The organism is Psychrobacter sp. CAM01 (assembly GCF_032842965.1).
GTDB lineage: Bacteria > Pseudomonadota > Gammaproteobacteria > Pseudomonadales > Moraxellaceae > Psychrobacter > Psychrobacter celer.
In genome coordinates, this window is the sequence record NZ_JAWJBL010000006.1 from 1 (window position 1) to 15,970 (window position 15,970).

At 48.3% G+C, this 15,970-nt stretch carries 13 protein-coding genes; 7 read left to right on the forward strand and 6 right to left on the reverse strand.

What is annotated here, in order from left to right; all coding sequences use genetic code 11:
- Positions 1-226: 226 nt before the first annotated feature.
- Together R0I52_RS02945 and R0I52_RS02950 are read right to left on the reverse strand one after the other, a co-directional pair.
- Positions 227-1,117 carry a fructose bisphosphate aldolase gene (locus R0I52_RS02945; RefSeq protein WP_317053091.1) on the reverse strand — a complete coding sequence of 297 codons (891 nt, stop codon included), beginning with the start codon at positions 1,115-1,117 and terminating at the stop codon, positions 227-229.
- 376 nt (positions 1,118-1,493) lie between these two features.
- Positions 1,494-2,360 (reverse strand): EamA/RhaT family transporter, encoded by an 867-nt coding sequence (locus R0I52_RS02950; protein ID WP_317053092.1) that lies wholly within the window; start codon positions 2,358-2,360, stop codon positions 1,494-1,496.
- 303 nt (positions 2,361-2,663) lie between these two features.
- Between R0I52_RS02950 and R0I52_RS02955 the strand changes: the two genes are divergently transcribed.
- From R0I52_RS02955 to R0I52_RS02965, 3 genes are read left to right on the forward strand one after another with little or no spacing between them, the layout of a single operon-like run.
- A complete protein-coding gene (locus R0I52_RS02955) occupies positions 2,664-4,589 on the forward strand; it encodes an ABC transporter ATP-binding protein (protein WP_317053093.1) in 1,926 nt (641 codons plus the stop codon).
- A 44-nt stretch (positions 4,590-4,633) separates the two neighbouring features.
- Positions 4,634-5,524: an alpha/beta hydrolase gene (locus tag R0I52_RS02960; RefSeq protein WP_317053094.1), complete on the forward strand. Its 891-nt coding sequence runs from the start codon at positions 4,634-4,636 to the stop codon at positions 5,522-5,524.
- Positions 5,525-5,541: 17 nt separating this feature from the next.
- Positions 5,542-6,159 (forward strand): alpha-ketoglutarate-dependent dioxygenase AlkB family protein, encoded by a 618-nt coding sequence (locus R0I52_RS02965; protein ID WP_317053095.1) that lies wholly within the window; start codon positions 5,542-5,544, stop codon positions 6,157-6,159.
- Positions 6,160-6,194: 35 nt separating this feature from the next.
- On the opposite strand, the gene R0I52_RS02970 is transcribed toward R0I52_RS02965, so the two are convergent.
- From R0I52_RS02970 to R0I52_RS02980, 3 genes are all read right to left on the reverse strand, one after another.
- Positions 6,195-7,202, reverse strand: a complete 1,008-nt coding sequence (locus R0I52_RS02970) for an NADP-dependent oxidoreductase (RefSeq protein WP_317053096.1) — start codon at positions 7,200-7,202, stop codon at positions 6,195-6,197.
- Between the two features lie 113 nt (positions 7,203-7,315).
- On the reverse strand, positions 7,316-8,071 hold the full coding sequence (locus R0I52_RS02975) for an endonuclease/exonuclease/phosphatase family protein (protein WP_317053175.1): 756 nt from the start codon (positions 8,069-8,071) through the stop codon (positions 7,316-7,318).
- A 171-nt stretch (positions 8,072-8,242) separates the two neighbouring features.
- On the reverse strand, positions 8,243-9,355 hold the full coding sequence (locus R0I52_RS02980) for a hypothetical protein (protein WP_317053097.1): 1,113 nt from the start codon (positions 9,353-9,355) through the stop codon (positions 8,243-8,245).
- Between the two features lie 502 nt (positions 9,356-9,857).
- Here R0I52_RS02980 and R0I52_RS02985 point away from each other — a divergent pair.
- The 4 genes from R0I52_RS02985 (at position 9,858) to R0I52_RS03000 (ending at position 13,602) form a co-directional block, all read left to right on the forward strand.
- On the forward strand, positions 9,858-12,053 hold the full coding sequence (locus tag R0I52_RS02985) for a M3 family metallopeptidase (RefSeq protein WP_317053098.1): 2,196 nt from the start codon (positions 9,858-9,860) through the stop codon (positions 12,051-12,053).
- On the forward strand, positions 12,054-12,311 hold the full coding sequence (locus R0I52_RS02990; protein WP_192993378.1) for a YheV family putative metal-binding protein: 258 nt from the start codon (positions 12,054-12,056) through the stop codon (positions 12,309-12,311).
- Positions 12,312-12,452: 141 nt separating this feature from the next.
- Positions 12,453-13,016 (forward strand): hypothetical protein, encoded by a 564-nt coding sequence (locus R0I52_RS02995; protein ID WP_317053099.1) that lies wholly within the window; start codon positions 12,453-12,455, stop codon positions 13,014-13,016.
- 22 nt (positions 13,017-13,038) lie between these two features.
- The gene (locus tag R0I52_RS03000; RefSeq protein ID WP_317053100.1) at positions 13,039-13,602 is read left to right on the forward strand and encodes a hypothetical protein; all 564 of its coding nucleotides are present in this window, start codon (positions 13,039-13,041) and stop codon (positions 13,600-13,602) included.
- 205 nt (positions 13,603-13,807) lie between these two features.
- Here R0I52_RS03000 and pnp read toward each other — a convergent pair whose 3' ends face one another.
- Positions 13,808-15,910 (reverse strand): polyribonucleotide nucleotidyltransferase, encoded by a 2,103-nt coding sequence (pnp, locus tag R0I52_RS03005; protein WP_317053101.1) that lies wholly within the window; start codon positions 15,908-15,910, stop codon positions 13,808-13,810.
- Positions 15,911-15,970: the final 60 nt, after the last annotated feature.

Here is a 15,970-nt window from a genome sequence, read left to right on the forward strand (position 1 = left end):
GGTGGCTTTATGAATGCCAGTGTAGCGTTTAAAACCAGCGTCACTTTGTTTGAGTAGCTTATCTATGTTTGGCATATCTATTAAGTAAGTAGAGTTCAATAATATACGTTGTGTCTTACAACTACTTTTGCAAGAGGTCTAATGACTTTATATAGCAAAAAGCTCGCTTCTACATGCATAAGAAGCGAGCTTTTTTATGATAAGTATTTCTTAGCCAAAGAGCCGTTTACACATTTGAGGCCTGATAAATCTCTGCAATCGAGGCATTCATGGTATCAGCAAACTCTTTATCACTTTGTTGTTTGCTCAACCCTTCGGTAAACGCACGCGAGAAACTGGCAATCATACCGGGGTTTTTCTTAAGCTTTTCGCAGGCCTCACGACGACTATAACCGCCAGATAAGGCAACGACTCTTAACACTTTTGGATGATCGATCAGCTCTTGGTAAAAACCCTCTTCTTCTGGCAAGGTTAGTTTGAGCATCACTTGATGGTCGTCACTTAGACGCTCAAGGTTACGCAAAATATCTGCTTTGAGTATCACTTCACACTCATGCTTTTGGGCGCTATCGATATTAACCTCAGGCTCTACGATGGGCATAAAACCTTTGGAGAGGATTTGCTTAGCCACATCAAACTGCTGCTGCACCACCAGCTCAATCCCATCGACGTTAGGCTCATAAATCACCGAGCGCATTTTGGTACCAAACACGGGATAGTTTTTGGCTTTATCCAGTAGCGCGTCTAGCTCTGGCATCGGGCGCATGACTTGTACGCCGCTCATTTGCTCGGCCAAACCCTTATCGACCTTTAAAAACGGCACGATGTTTTTATCTTCCCACAGATAGTTTGCCGTTGGCTTGCCACTGACCTCACGCTCCATGGTGTCTTCAAATAAAATCGCCCCCAGCACGCGCTTATTATCAAAGCAGTCGCAGGTCATGATACGCGCGCGCATCTCGTGCACCAGATCAAACATCGCGTCATCATTGTCATAGGCATCGCTGCTGATGCCGTAGTTTTCTAGGGCTTTTGGTGTGCTGCCGCCACTTTGATCAAGCGCGGCGATAAACCCTGAACCATCCTTTATACGCTGTCGTTGTTTTTGGTATTCCATTGAAAAGGTATCCTATTTTTATTGATTAAAACCAAACATCACCAATTGGCTCAATCTATATGAGCCTTGCTATTTGTAGATAACCTTACCATAGGATGCTGTATCTGCCTATATAGGATGCGTGACAGCGCCGCCAATTTTTATGCTATATCAGTTAAAAATAGCCAGTTGAAAATAAAACGGTTATATAAATTTAAATACGCTACTGGTATAAGTTTTACTGGCGTGCTGCGTTCCCAAAGGCTGCGCAACCTACGTTTAAAAACAGCATTTCAGTAGCGCCATGCTCTTTTTAGAGTGCATCGACTACAGGTATAAGAATTTTATGCCAAACCACGTACACCAAAGCCTTACATCAAACTCTTATGCCAAAACCTTATGCCAAAAACAGTACCGCCACACAGCCAATCGCTAGCAGCAAGCCTAGCACATTGATACGACCGAGCCGCTCTTTAAACACAGCCACGCCGATGAGCGTCGCGACGGCGATGACCCCGACGTTCATCCCAGTAAAGACTATACTAGGAGAGTCGGACAATACTTGGTGGGCGCGCACATACGTATAGATATTACCCATGTTTAGAGCGCCCAGTAATAGCCCTGCTGCCAAGGCACTACCCTGCCAACGCACGCGTGTCACAAGCAAATAAATCAGCAATAACAATCCTGCGACGCCAAAGCTGACAAACAGCGTCAGTGGAAAGGCCGTGCCTTGTTTGGCGACTTGTTTAAACAAGATATCGACGATGCCATAGCCTGCCCATACACCAAATAGCCATAGCGGAGTACGCGCGGCTGGCTGGCTCATACTAGCGTGCTCGCCTCCACCGGTATGTTTGGGCCGGTAAACCAACGCCCCCAACGCCAAAAACCCTAAGACCAGACCGAGTACTCGCGTGCCCGTCAGCACCTCACCAAATAATAAAAAAGCGGCGATAATAGGAATAATCAACGACAAGCGCTGGGCGGCGTCGGTTGCGACCATGCCGACCGATGCAATCGCACGGCCCAAGATAATAAAAACCGTCGGCAGCAGTATCCCCAGCGCCAAAATGATGCCCCAAGCGTTGCCAAGCGTGCTGATGCCGCTGACATCTGGCGTTAATAAAAACCATGTCAGCAAAAAAGCCACAGGATAACCTGCGACGATGGTCTGGCGAATATCGATATTTTTTTGCCGCAGGATTTTGAGCAGTACCGAGACGGCCACACTGCACAGTACTGCTACCACCAAATACATCATAACCCCTACCTCTATCCTTTATTCATGTCAGAGCAACATCGCGCGTCAGCAATATGCAAAGCCATAGCAAACAATACAAAAACCATAAAACGTAACAAAATATTTCCAATACAACAATGGCTTTTTGGTGTTTTATTGTGCTGATATTCATGGCACCCGTGTTCATGCAATTACAATTAGCCTGCAGGTCTGACAGGGAATTTTGCTAAAATAGCCAGCACTTCCTATCACAAAGTAAAGATTCAAAATAACGACCGTCATCGTTTGTTTTGGCGTACTGCTATTGATGTTTTATCACTGCCTATGAATGCTCTATTTCGCTTTTTTGAAAACCGCTTACCGGCCTTCCCCACCACCCCCATGCCGCTGCCTTCGCCTCGTGACGGTATGCTGCATTTTTTGTGGGCTTGTACAAAGGGACTGCGCGGCTGGCTGCTGCTGTTTATGGTGTTGTCAGCAGGCATCGGTATCTATGAAGCGATGCTGTTTGCATGGGTTGGCGATATCGTCGACTGGCTTGGCGTCTATACGCCGCAGAACTTATGGCTAGAAAAAGGCGATATGCTGCTGCTGATGTTGGCGGTGATGATTGTCAGCCCGTTTTGGATTGCTTTATCCTCGTTTATTCATTTTCAGACCTTGCAAGGCGTGTTTCCCATGCAGATGCGCTGGCGTTTTCATCAGCGTATGCTTGGGCAGTCCATGCAGTTTTATCAAGACGAGTTTTCTGGACGCGTCTCGGCCAAGGTCATGCAGACAGCGCTTGCGGTGCGTGATACGGTGATGACCGTCACAGATATGTTTATGTATGTCACCGTATATTTTGTGACCAGTGGCATTATTTTATTTAATTTAGACAGCTTATTATTGATTCCCTTTATCCTCTGGTTTGGGTTGGTGGCGCTGGCGATATGGTATTTTATTCCAAAACTCAAACAAACCGCCATCGTACAAGCAGACGCGCGCGCGTTGATGACGGGGCGTATCACCGATGCCTATGCCAATATCATGACCGTCAAGCTGTTTAGCCACTCACGCCGTGAGCTTGGCTATGCCAAAAACGCCATGGGGCAATTTTTAGGAACGGTACATGCGCAGATGCGCTGGGTCAGTTATTTAGAAATTTTTACCCATCTTATCAGTGTGATTTTGGTTAGTAGTACCGCAGGGATTGGCCTGTATCTATGGCAACAAAGCGCGGTCGGGGTCGGGGCGATTGCCGCGGCGACGGCGATGGCGCTACGCCTCAATGGCCTGACGCGCTGGATCATGTGGCAGACTGCCAGCCTCTTTGAGAGTATCGGCACGGTACAAGACGGCATGCGCACGCTATCCGCGCCGCAGACGATTGTCGATAAGCCAGACGCAGCTGAACTACGCGTCACCGAGGGGCATATCGTCTTTGATCATGTCGACTTTAGCTATGAGAATGAAGACCGCGATACCCTTCACGCCACCGATAAAACGTTTAAACCGTCGGTAGCGACCACTGACATGGCGCAAGACAATTCGGTCAAGCTGCTTGATGACTTTTATTTGGATATCAAACCAGGAGAAAAAATCGGCTTGGTCGGGCGCTCAGGAGCGGGCAAATCCACTTTGGTCAACTTGCTGCTGCGCTTTTTTGATGTCGATCGCGGCAAGATATATATCGATGGTCAAGCGATCGATGACGTCACACAAGACTCTCTGCGTCAGCAGATCGGTATGGTGACCCAAGACACCTCACTGCTGCATCGTACCGTACGTGAAAACATCGCTTATGGCCGTCCCGACGCCTCTGACGAAGAGATTATCCATGCCGCCAAACAAGCCCAAGCATGGGACTTTATCAAAGACTTATATGACGATAAAGGCAATACAGGTCTTGATACTCAAGTGGGTGAACGTGGCGTCAAACTCTCCGGCGGTCAACGTCAGCGCATCGCCATCTCTCGTGTTATGCTAAAAAACGCGCCGATCTTGTTATTGGATGAGGCCACCAGCGCGCTTGACTCTGAGATTGAGTTTGCCATTACCGAGAGCCTCAACGATATCATGACCGGCAAAACTGTGATTGCCATTGCCCATCGCCTCTCTACCATCGCTGCGCTCGATAGGCTGGTAGTGATGGAAAAAGGTCGAATCATCGAGCAAGGTAGCCATGACGAGCTGTTGACACAAGGCGGCGTCTATGCGCGCTTGTGGCAGCGTCAAAGCGGCGGGTTTTTGGGCGAAGACACCCCCTAGACCGCCATCATCATAAAAATAAAACATAAGGAAGTGGGCAGTTTATGGAAGCCTTTACCCATCGTATCAACCTAAGCGGCAAACAAGCACGCTACTACGACCTTGGCAGTCTCAACCCATCAGTAGCAGCAGAGCACAACAAACGTGCGCCTGCGCACTTTTATGGAGGCAACAGCTTTACGGTCGGTACTTATACGCCGCTGCTGCATGAGCTGGCAGCAACGTTTGATATCAGTGCGCTTGCCCTACGCGGCTACTGGTACGATAAGCCGCAAAAACGCCGCCTCACTCGTGAGCAAGACGCTGAGCTATTGATTGAATTTTTGGAGCGCACCCAAGATCGGCCTGTGGTGGGTATCGGTCATTCGCAAGGTGCCACTGCCACCGCCATGGCCGCCGCCAAACGCCCAGATTTATTCTCCCAGCTGTATCTGATAGAGCCGGTCACCTTTACCAAAAACCAAGCACGACTGTATAACTTATTGCCGCGGCGGTTTTTGCTCAGTCGAGAGCCATTTAAAAGTACGCTGACCAAACCCACTATTTGGGCGAGCGTTGATGCGTACTATCAAACCCTACGCGCCAACCGAGCCTACAAACGCATCAGCGATGCGCATTTATACGTGTTTGCTGAGCAAAGCTTGAGCGTCAATGCCGATGGTAGCCACACGCTGATGTTTGCCCCAGAGCAAGAGCTTGCCAACTATTTTGGTGCGCCGCATATCGACACCGCTCTAAAAAACCTCCGCTGCCCTTATACACTGATCACGGGCAAGCCGACCTTATTTATCAGCAATAAAGTCCGTAAGCAGTGGCAAAAATTCGTCCCTGCCGACAGTATCATCTCTTTGCCAAATTACGGTCATCTGTTGCCAATGGAAGCGCCCAAACTGTGCGCGCAAATTATCAATGAGCATTATAAAAACAGTCACTAAGCTGAGCAATATAAGCCATGAGCGACCTTTTTGCCCCTGCCCCAACCGATAACTTATTGCCTTATGATGGTAGGGTAAATGACTTCGGCCGCATCATCGATGATGATTGCCAGCTCTACGATGCATTATTGGCCGAGCTACCATGGCAGCCTGATAGCGTGACCTTATTTGGCAAGACGCACATCACCACTCGCCAAGTGGTATGGATGGGTGAAAAAGATCTGAGCTATCAGTACTCAGGACATACCCGTCACAGCCTACCATGGTCAGATACCGTGTTTCACGTGAAACACCATATTGAACAGCAACTATCAAGCATCGGTATTGATACCAATTTCAATTCTTGTCTGCTCAATTATTATCCGACAGGTCATGATGGCATGGGCTATCACGCCGATGATGAAAAAGAGCTGGGCGCACGGCCTGTGATTGCTTCTTTATCACTGGGTGCCACACGTAAATTTGTCTTTAAGCACAAAAAAACTCAAGACAAAGTCGCGCTTTATCTTGAGTCCGGTCAGCTAATCGTCATGCATGGCGAGACGCAGCGCTTTTGGAAACACAGCATCACTAAGACAAAAACCGTCGCCGATGGGCGCATCAGCCTAACTTTTCGGCACCTACAGCCAACTTAACGAATATAACTGCAAGGGTCTGGCTAATCGGTCTTTTATTTTACTTGTAAGACTATCTTGCCAAAGGCATCGCCTTTTTGTAGCTCACGATGCGCCGCCACCACTTCCGAGAGTGGGTAGACGCTTTGAATCTTTAAGCGCAACTTTCCATCAGCGATGAGCTGTAAAACGCGTGCCATATCATCACCGCTGCGCTGCGCTTTGTAGCCTGTGACCGTTAGCTGCTTTTGCTCACCTGCTGCTTTGAGTTTATCAACCCAGATAGTCGGCAACACAAAAACGCGAGCCGCGGGCTTGAGCACGCTCAGCGCTCGTACGCCTGCCTCGTCACCGACCAGATCCAGTAGCACATCAGCTTGCAGATCAGGAAACGCCGCGTCTTTGGTATAGTCAATCCAGCCTGCCAGCTCGTCTTTATCGATTAAGTCTGCAAGCTTTTCATACTTCTCAGGTGAGCAAATAACCGTGACCTTGATATCGTCGTTGTCTACTTTATCCATCAATAGCTGTATCGCTAGGTGCCCCACCCCGCCTGCGGGTGCATTGATGACGACGTGCTGGCCTTTTTTAATAGCAGCAAACTCAACAAACTGTAGCGCGGTTTGGCCAATACAAGGCAGTGCGCCTGCTTGCTTTAGGGTGACAGGGTTGGGCACTTTGGCCAGCAGTTTGGCATCCACTGCCACATATTCAGCGTAGCAGCTGCCCTCAAAGCTCAAAGCCGCCACCTGGTCACCAATGGCAAATTTATCACTACGGCTATCTGCCACCGTACCTGCGACATCGAAACCCAAAATTGCTGGCTCGTTTTTATCAAACTTATTGTTTTGAATTGCCTCTGCGCCCCAGCCTTTGCCTTGACGCGTCTTATAATCGACGGGGTTTATCCCTGCATACGCCACTTCGACCAAAACCTGCTCGTCTGCCAACGATGGCATCGCCACCCCGTCTTGGTACTGCATCACTTCAGGTGCACCAAACTCTTTGATGAGGACAGCGTGCTGTGTGGTTGGCAGTGGTTTTTCGGTTGTTAAATTAGACATGGTATATATCCTTATCCGTCTATTGATTAAAGTGTTTTTGGTTTTTTATACATACGTTTATACATGTGCTCATACATCAGGGTCGGTGTCGTAACTCTCATAAGCTGCACCCGCTATAAGGTCAGCTCAGCACTGAGCGGCAGATGATCAGATAGGGTCGACCAAGGCTTGCCCGTATGCACCCATGCGTCTTTGACCGTCAGATTACGCACATAAATACGATCTAAACTGAGCACCGGTAGCTTGGCTGGAAAGGTGGGCAAGAGCTTGCCATGACAGTGCTTAAAGGCCTCCGTCATGCCGAGGCTAGCTGCCAACTTATCACAAGACATTTTTTTCCAGTCATTAAAGTCCCCGGCCAAAACCAGAGGTTGGTCGTCATCGATTTCGTTACGTACATAATTAGCGATGGCCTCGTACTGTTTGATACGGTCGCGCTCAAACAAGTTTAGGTGTGCGCACAATATCACCACTGGCCGCTCCCAGCCGACGGGTTGTACTTCACAGTGGAGAACGCCGCGCTGCTCTAGCTTATTGACGGTGATATTGACGTTATGCTTTGGGTCTAAGGGAAAGCGACTGAGCACCGCGTTACCATGATGGCCATTTTCGTACTCTGAGTTTTTGCCGTAGCTGTTTTGCAGTTTTAGGTATTCGCCAAACCACTCATGCTGAGACTGGTCAGGGTACTCATTGTATTGCATATTGCGCTTTAGGTTTTGACCCTGCACTTCTTGCAAACACAGCACATCAGAACCTATGATATCGAGCGCTTGCGCGATGCCTTGTATTTTGACTTGGCGGTTCATCGGCGACATGCCTTTATGAATGTTATAGCTGGTTAAAACAAAAGAAGTCGTGGTAGTCATAGGTTTGGTCATAAACTCAGTATGTAAGATAAAGGTGGCATGGTCTGCGGTGAGCCAAAACCGACGTAAAAAGAGCATTGATTCGTTGTGAACCAATGCTCTTATGTTATACCTAACTGCCGCCGATGGCTAATGCGTCATCGCGTAACGACAGTATCTGGCAGCCCCGTTTTAGTAGCGCGTTACCAGAGCAATCGGTTGGTCTTCACCCATGATATCTTGTGGCATAAACACCGCTTTACCACCATTATGGATGACATGCTCAATGATCTCACCGACGGCATCATCCGTCACGCCATCAGCAGCTGGGTCATCTGCGAGGCTCAGGGTTTGCGCTTGTTCATCTATCTGTGCAGGTTGGATATAACCGCGGCGGACATAGAGGGTCTCGCCCACGCCTTGATAGGCACTGCGATAGATTTCTTGCAAATCAGTCTGGAGCATACTGGCGCCACGTGCTTTATCTATCTCACCGAGGGCTTCTTGATGTAGTGACGAGCGATAGCCCTCGACCGCCTCTTGTACGCTATCGATGATATGCTGGGCGCTGCCATCTTCTAGGTTGGTCGCATTGGTGACGGTAGCAATGATATTGTCAGGACGGTCACAGACTTCTTTATAGTAGCCGATGTTTTTGGCATCACCCACGATGACCAGTGGCATTTTGTTATCGCCCCACAGCTCTTGCACGCTTTTATCGACCTGATTAAAGAACTCTTTGAGATAGCTGCTTTCGTTGTTTGATGAGCGATCTGAGCCACCATCGCCTGTAGTATAAGGACCATTATTCTCTACAGGGAATGGGATGTTTTCCATGTTATTTTGAGCATCGTCATCTTTATCAAACTCTCTGATGACGCGATCGTTTGAGGCTTCGATGAGGCGTGCATGTTCGCGGGTTAGCACCACGGTGTAATAGTGGACGGCACTTGCCATATCACGTACTAGATCACGAGTGGCAAAGCGATCTGAGATAACGACGCGCTCTTGGGTATCGATCGGCATACGGATGACTTTTACATCATCGGTGCTGGCGAATATCGCTAAGGTGTCGAGGTTATAGTTATGATTAAGCTCTTTGGTTTTTGCGTAGATATTGTCCAAAATAGTAGTAGCCGTACGCTTATCATACTCACTGTTTAAGCGCTCTTCGACGACTTTTAATTGGTTTTTTAGGGCAATAGGGTCTTGATCGTTGGCAGGGTGCTCACGATGCGTTTTGACAAAGATACTGACCGCAGGGTTGGCTTTAGTTTCACGTAAGCTCTTTAGAGTTGCTTTCATATATTGCTCCTTGTTTTATTATGGTTTCACGGTTTTTTAGTATTTATTAAACCTAATATTTATTACACTTATTGTTTATTAAACGGTGTCTTCTATCAAAAAAACCGCTTAGAAAAACATCCATTTAAAAGACAGAGCTGTTTATTTTTAATGTTGTACTGTCTGTCATTTCTGTGCTGATAGTCCATTACCTTGATGCTAACAGCTAAACCTCACGCTCTATAGGGTGAATTTGCAAGCAAATGATAGCGCTTTGTAAGCGAAGCACTCTTTATTGTATAAATCATTGTATATAAAACCACCTGACTCAAAAAATGCCGCCCTGCTTACACCGTTTGCGATTTTGCACTGTTTGCGGTATGACTGGCGCGTAGGTTGTATTTTTGGCAAACGAACCCATCTTTTATACAGCTTATAAACAAAACAATAAGGCCACCTACACCACCTCATGCCAAACGCATGATTGTCAATTATTCATTCATATCAGATATCGGATGCCGCTATGACAGCCATTTCCCCAGCATTACACCTTGTCGATTTTGACAACGTCTCACCCGCCACTCTACAAGACCAAGTCCGCAGCGCCATTGATGCGGCCAATGCTTTTTTAGATACAATGCCCGCTTTAGACTCCTTGCCAGCTGACCGCCAAATCAGTACTGAGCAAGCACTGGCAGATGTGATGAGCTTTGACCATATCAATTTGGCGTTGGACCGCAGTTGGGGGATTTTGTCGCATCTAAATAGCGTGATGAGTAATGATGATATCCGTCAGGTACATCACGAGCTGCTCCCCAAGCTTTCCGCTTATGGCACACGCGTCGGCCAACACCAACCGCTCTTTGGCCGTTATCAAGCCATCAAAAATGACACAGCGTTTTTTGCAGCGCTTGAGCCTGCGCGCGCACGGGCGATTGAGCTGGCACTGCGTAGCTTTGAGCTATCAGGCGTGGCATTGCCAAAAGAGGAGCAAGCGGCTTTTGCTGATATTCAAAGCAAGCTCTCAACTTTATCTGCGACGTTTTCAGACCATATTTTGGACGCCACTCAAGCCTATGCTCTGCCGCTTAGCCAAGCGCAGTTGGCAGGGTTAACCGACAGTGGCTTAGCACTGCTAGCAGATGCAGGTGAACAATATAAAGCGCGTGAGCTGGCTCGTGGTACGCTCTCGCAGGCCGATGTCGATGCACTACCGACGCCTTATTATGTGGCCAGCTTAAACATCCCTGTATATTTGGCCATTATGACCCATGCCGACGACCGCGATTTGCGCGAGACACTATACCGCGCGTATGTGACCCGTGCCTCAGAGTTTGACACGCATACCAATGCCAAAGGCGAGTCGCTGAATAACGCGGATATCATGAGTCAGATTTTGCAGCTGCGTGAGCAAAAAGCCAAGCTGTTGGGTTTTGATAATTATGCAGAGATTTCTTTATCGACCAAGATGGCGGACAGTGTGACAGAGGTCGAAGACTTTTTGCGCAACTTGGCCACGCAGGCCACGCCAGCGGCGCAGCAGGACTTAGCGCAGCTACAGACATGCGCCCAAGACTACGGTATTGATGAGCTACAGCCCTGGGACAGCGCTTATATCGCCGAAAAAGTCAAACAAAGCAAGTTTAGCTTATCGCAAGAAGAGATCCGTCCATATTTCCCCTTACCAAAAGTCATCAGCGGCTTGTTTACAATCGTTGAGCGCCTATACGGTATCAAGGTACAAGAGCACAGCGAGTCGGTGTCGCGTTGGCACGATGACGTGCGTTTTTATCAGTTGTTCGATGCTGATGATACATTGCTTGGAGGGTTTTACTTCGACTTGTTTGCTCGTAGTGGCAAGCGCGGCGGCGCATGGATGAGTGGCTTTCAGTCGCGCTATCGTCATGAGGCCACAGAGCATCAGCAGCTACCAGTTTGCTTTATGGTTGGCAACTTCACCCCTGCTTTAGATGGCAAGCCAAGCTTATTGACCCATGATGAAGTATTGACCTTATTTCATGAATTTGGTCACGGTCTCCATCATTTACTGACCCAAGTGACGGTCGGCGATGTGGCTGGGGTCAATGGGGTTGAATGGGACGCCGTCGAGCTGCCCAGTCAGTTTATGGAAAACTGGGCATGGGACAGCGAGGGCATCGCGCTGATTAGTAGTCACGTCGATACTGACGAGCCACTACCAACCGACAAGCTTGATGCTCTACTGGCAGTAAAAAACTTCCAAAGCGGCATGCAGACCTTACGTCAAATCGAGTTTGCCTTGTTTGATTTGCTGATTCATGCACACACGCCAGCACTTGATTATGACGGTATTTTGGCGACATTAGATGCGGTACGTCGTGACGTCGCTCTCATGCAAACCCCCGACTACAACCGTTTTGCCAATGGCTTTAGTCATATCTTTGCAGGCGGCTATGCGGCTGGTTACTACTCGTACAAGTGGGCAGAGCTGCTCTCCGCCGATGCCTTTAGTAAGTTTGAAGAAGACGGTATCTTTAACCCAATCACTGGTAAGGCGTTTCGTGAGACGATTTTGTCGGTCGGTGGTAGCTTCCCTGCCAAGACCAATTTTGAAAACTTCCGTGGCCGTAGTGCCAGTATTGATGCTTTATTGCGCCATAGCGGTTTTGTCGCGACTCAAGGCATGCAAAATACCGATACTACTCATAGCACGCGTCACAGCACGCGCGAGGGCATCTAAATGCGTTATCAATCATCAACCCCCAAGCGCCGGTTTTTAGCAGGCGTTCGTTGCCCTAAATGTCAGGCGATGGATGCGGTAGTGCAGATAAATATCGTCACGCCCGTAGCTGATGAATATATCGAGTGTACCCAGTGCGGGCACACAGAGCGCCGTCCAGATCCTGATGCCATCAGTGCCAAAAACCATGCCGAAGACCAGATCGCTCGCGATGCCATGGTGACAGGCACCAGCGGAACAGTAAAGTTTAAGCCCTAAACGGTACATGTCGCTATTTGATGACAGCGACGTGTTTTATTCTTTAACGGTGTTTTAAGCCTATCTTTTAATAGATAGGCTTTTTATTTTGAGTTTGCTATAGTATGGCCACTGATATCTTTGACATAAATCGACCAAAGTATGAAAAACAAAAAACCGCACCCTTTATTAAATAAGCATCTAAACAACAAACCCTCTAAATCGCACTCAAAAGCCGCAGTCGCTGTGATATTGGTTTTGCTTGTTGCAGCTTTTGGTTACTTTATTTGGACGCAGTCTCAGCCTGAACAGACTAAAACAACAAATACGGTAGCGTCTCCCGATGTCTCACCAGATGATATAAAGAGCGATATAGAAAAGAGTGCTGTAGAAAGTAACATAGATGACACGGCTGATGATGGCACCAGCCGTGATAATGATACGATAAATACCGAAAACAATAGCGCTGCGATGGCCAGCAGCCAAATACCAGATCCAAAAGCCATCCTACAAGCACCGCTACCACAGAATAATAGCTTAGCCAAAGAAGAGATTGATCGGTTAGAAGATGAGCGCCAACGTCTCGCCGAGCAAGAAAAACTGGCCGCTGAGCAATTAGCAATGAATAAAAAACTTGCAGATATGAAAGCAGAGCAAATCGCTCTACTCGAACAGCAAATCGCCCAGCTAGAAGCGGATAACGCCAGCAAAACCACTGAGCAATAAGGATTTTTTTAAGGGGCTGATCATGGCAAGCATCCAACTCACTCACGCCCCTATCTTAAATAGTAGCGCGCAGCTGCTTATCCTGCCTGTCAATACTGCTGGTATTTTGTTGGACCCTATTCTCACACGCGCCAAAACGCTGTTTCCTGATAACTACCAGCGCTATCATCGTGCCTGCCGCGACGGTAGCTTGCACGTGGGCAGCTGTCTTTTGCATAAGCGCATGCGCGAGCAAGCGGGACTTGCAGCCAGTAGTAATGGCAATCAGCCAAGCCACATTGCCAATCTTGTGATATCAGACCATCCCTACCATTCGGCTCGTATGCGCTGGCTGACTGCCGCGTTGATACAGTTACGTGAGCAGCTGATACCGCTGATACGCTATCAAGGAATGCGTAGGGCCGCTCTTCTGGCCCGTCCCTTAATTTATAATACTACGCGGCAGCACTCACCTGCTACCGCGCATTTAGCAAACGCCGTACCGCCAGATTGGGCTACAGAGACATTACCGCTTTTGATGCAGCATTTACAAGATCTGCCCAAACTGCGTATCGATATACACGTCCCCAAGCATTTTGACATTTAGGCATCCATTAAGACAATCTGCCAAATAGCAGCCGTGCTTGCTTAAGTCTAACCGACACCCCAGTCGACACCAGCAACATATGTATTGTGCTATATGATCTATCGGCTTTATAACGGCCAAAAAAAACCGCCTTAAGCATTCATAAAGAACAACTTAAAGCGGTTTTGGGTGTTTATAAGACGCATCACACGCTTATAACGACAGCTTATTTTTGCTCAACACCCTTCATGGTCAGCTTAATACGACCACGGTTATCGACGTCTTGAACCAAGACATTGACTGCCTGGCCTTCGCTCAGATAGTCTGATACGCTCTCGACGCGCTCTTCTGCGATTTGTGAGATATGCACAAGGCCATCGGTGTTTGGCAGTACATTGACAAAGGCACCAAAGTCTACGATACGAGCAACCGTACCGGCATACGTTTTGCCTACTTCCACTTCAGCTGTCAATGCTTCGATTTTACCAATTGCCGCTTTGGTCGCTGCTTTGTTTTCACCAAAGATACGAATCGTACCACCGTCATCGATATCAATGACTGCACCAGTCTCTTCAGTCAACTGACGAATCATGGCGCCGCCTTTACCGATGACATCACGGATCTTGTCTGGATTGATCTCGATGACCGCATAGTTTGGTGCATGCGCGTTGATTTCAGTACGGCTCTCAGGCAGTACTTTATTCATTGCATCTAAGATATGGATACGACCCGCATGCGCTTGCTTTAGCGCTTGCTCCATGATGTCAGGGGTGATACCTTCGATTTTGATATCCATCTGTAGCGCAGTGATACCGTCTTTTGAGCCCGCCACTTTAAAGTCCATATCGCCCAAATGATCTTCGTCACCTAAGATATCTGATAGGACAGCAAAGCGATCGCCTTCTTTTACCAGACCCATAGCAATACCTGCCACAGGTGCTTTTAGAGGTACGCCAGCATCCATCAATGCCAAGCTGGCCCCGCACACAGACGCCATAGAAGACGAACCATTTGACTCGATAATCTCCGATACCACACGAATGACGTACGGGAAGCGCTCGCTATCTGGTAGCATGGCTTGAACACCGCGGCGCGCTAGGCGACCATGACCGATCTCACGGCGCTTAGGGATACCTTCACGGCCTGTCTCGCCGACAGAAAAGTGCGGGAAGTTGTAATGCAGCATGAAATGATCACGAATCGTACCGCTTAGTGAATCAATCATATTGACATCACGGCTGTTACCCAACGTCGTGGTTACTAGCGCCTGCGTCTCACCACGCGTAAATAGCGCAGAACCGTGGGTATAAGGTAATACGCCAACTTGCACGTCTAGCGCACGCACGGTCTCAAGGTCACGGCCATCGATACGCGGCTTACCTGATAAGATATTGTCACGAACGGTGCGGTATTTCAGATCTTCGTAAATGTCTTTTATCTCAGAGACTTTACTGTCATAGTCTTCTGATTCGCTATCCCCTGCCAGCGCTTCGATGGCAGCATTTTTGATATCATCAAGTTTGCTATAGCGATCTTGTTTGTTGGTGATGGTATAGGCATCAGCCACTTGCTCACCAAACTGCGCTTTCATGCTGCTCTCAAGCGTCTGATCTCGCTCAGGTGCCGCAAATTCTTGCTTGGCAGTGCCGACTTCTTCTGCCAAAGAGGCGATATTGTCGATGACGATTTGCTGCTGCTGATGACCGTATAACACAGCGCCCAACATCTGATCTTCTGACAGCTCTGCAGCCTCAGACTCTACCATCAACACTGCTGACTTGGTACCGGCAACCACCAAATCCAGATCACTACTCTCTAGCTGCTCAAGCGTTGGGTTGAGTACATATTCACCATTGATAAAACCAACACGCGCTGCCGCGACAGGGCCATTAAACGGCGCATCAGAGATAGCAAGTGCCGCTGACGCACCGATAAGCGCTGCGATATCAGCAGACTGAGTCTTGTCTGATGACACCACGGTGGCGGTGATTTGGATTTCGTTTACATAGCCTTCAGGAAACAACGGGCGAATCGGACGGTCGATAAGACGCGAGGTAAGGGTCTCAAACTCGCTGGCGCGGCCTTCACGTTTGCCATAAGCGCCTGGGATTTTACCCGCGGCATACATTTTTTCTTGATAGTTTACGGTGAGCGGAAAGAAGTTTTGACCTTCTTTGGCTTCTGACTTTACTACCGCTGCTACAAGGACAGTCACCCCGCCCATATGAATCAAAATAGAGTTGGCTTGACGAGCCACGCGTCCTGTTTCGATGACAACCTGCTGGTCGCCATACTGAAATTCGCGCTTAATGGTATTAAACATTGTCATATAATCTTCCTAATGTTGACTGACAAAAACTAATATCAGCATCGTATAAAGCTGATATCT

Bases quoted from the DNA above. Each gene is read 5' to 3' on its own strand.
- R0I52_RS02945 (WP_317053091.1), bottom strand. From the start codon at position 1,117: ATGGAATACCAAAAACAACGACAGCGTATAAAGGATGGTTCAGGGTTT.
- R0I52_RS02950 (WP_317053092.1), bottom strand. From the start codon at position 2,360: ATGATGTATTTGGTGGTAGCAGTACTGTGCAGTGTGGCCGTCTCGGTA.
- R0I52_RS02955 (WP_317053093.1), top strand. From the start codon at position 2,664: ATGAATGCTCTATTTCGCTTTTTTGAAAACCGCTTACCGGCCTTCCCC.
- R0I52_RS02960 (WP_317053094.1), top strand. From the start codon at position 4,634: ATGGAAGCCTTTACCCATCGTATCAACCTAAGCGGCAAACAAGCACGC.
- R0I52_RS02965 (WP_317053095.1), top strand. From the start codon at position 5,542: ATGAGCGACCTTTTTGCCCCTGCCCCAACCGATAACTTATTGCCTTAT.
- R0I52_RS02970 (WP_317053096.1), bottom strand. From the start codon at position 7,202: ATGTCTAATTTAACAACCGAAAAACCACTGCCAACCACACAGCACGCT.
- R0I52_RS02975 (WP_317053175.1), bottom strand. From the start codon at position 8,071: ATGACTACCACGACTTCTTTTGTTTTAACCAGCTATAACATTCATAAA.
- R0I52_RS02980 (WP_317053097.1), bottom strand. From the start codon at position 9,355: ATGAAAGCAACTCTAAAGAGCTTACGTGAAACTAAAGCCAACCCTGCG.
- R0I52_RS02985 (WP_317053098.1), top strand. From the start codon at position 9,858: ATGACAGCCATTTCCCCAGCATTACACCTTGTCGATTTTGACAACGTC.
- R0I52_RS02990 (WP_192993378.1), top strand. From the start codon at position 12,054: ATGCGTTATCAATCATCAACCCCCAAGCGCCGGTTTTTAGCAGGCGTT.
- R0I52_RS02995 (WP_317053099.1), top strand. From the start codon at position 12,453: ATGAAAAACAAAAAACCGCACCCTTTATTAAATAAGCATCTAAACAAC.
- R0I52_RS03000 (WP_317053100.1), top strand. From the start codon at position 13,039: ATGGCAAGCATCCAACTCACTCACGCCCCTATCTTAAATAGTAGCGCG.
- pnp (WP_317053101.1), bottom strand. From the start codon at position 15,910: ATGACAATGTTTAATACCATTAAGCGCGAATTTCAGTATGGCGACCAG.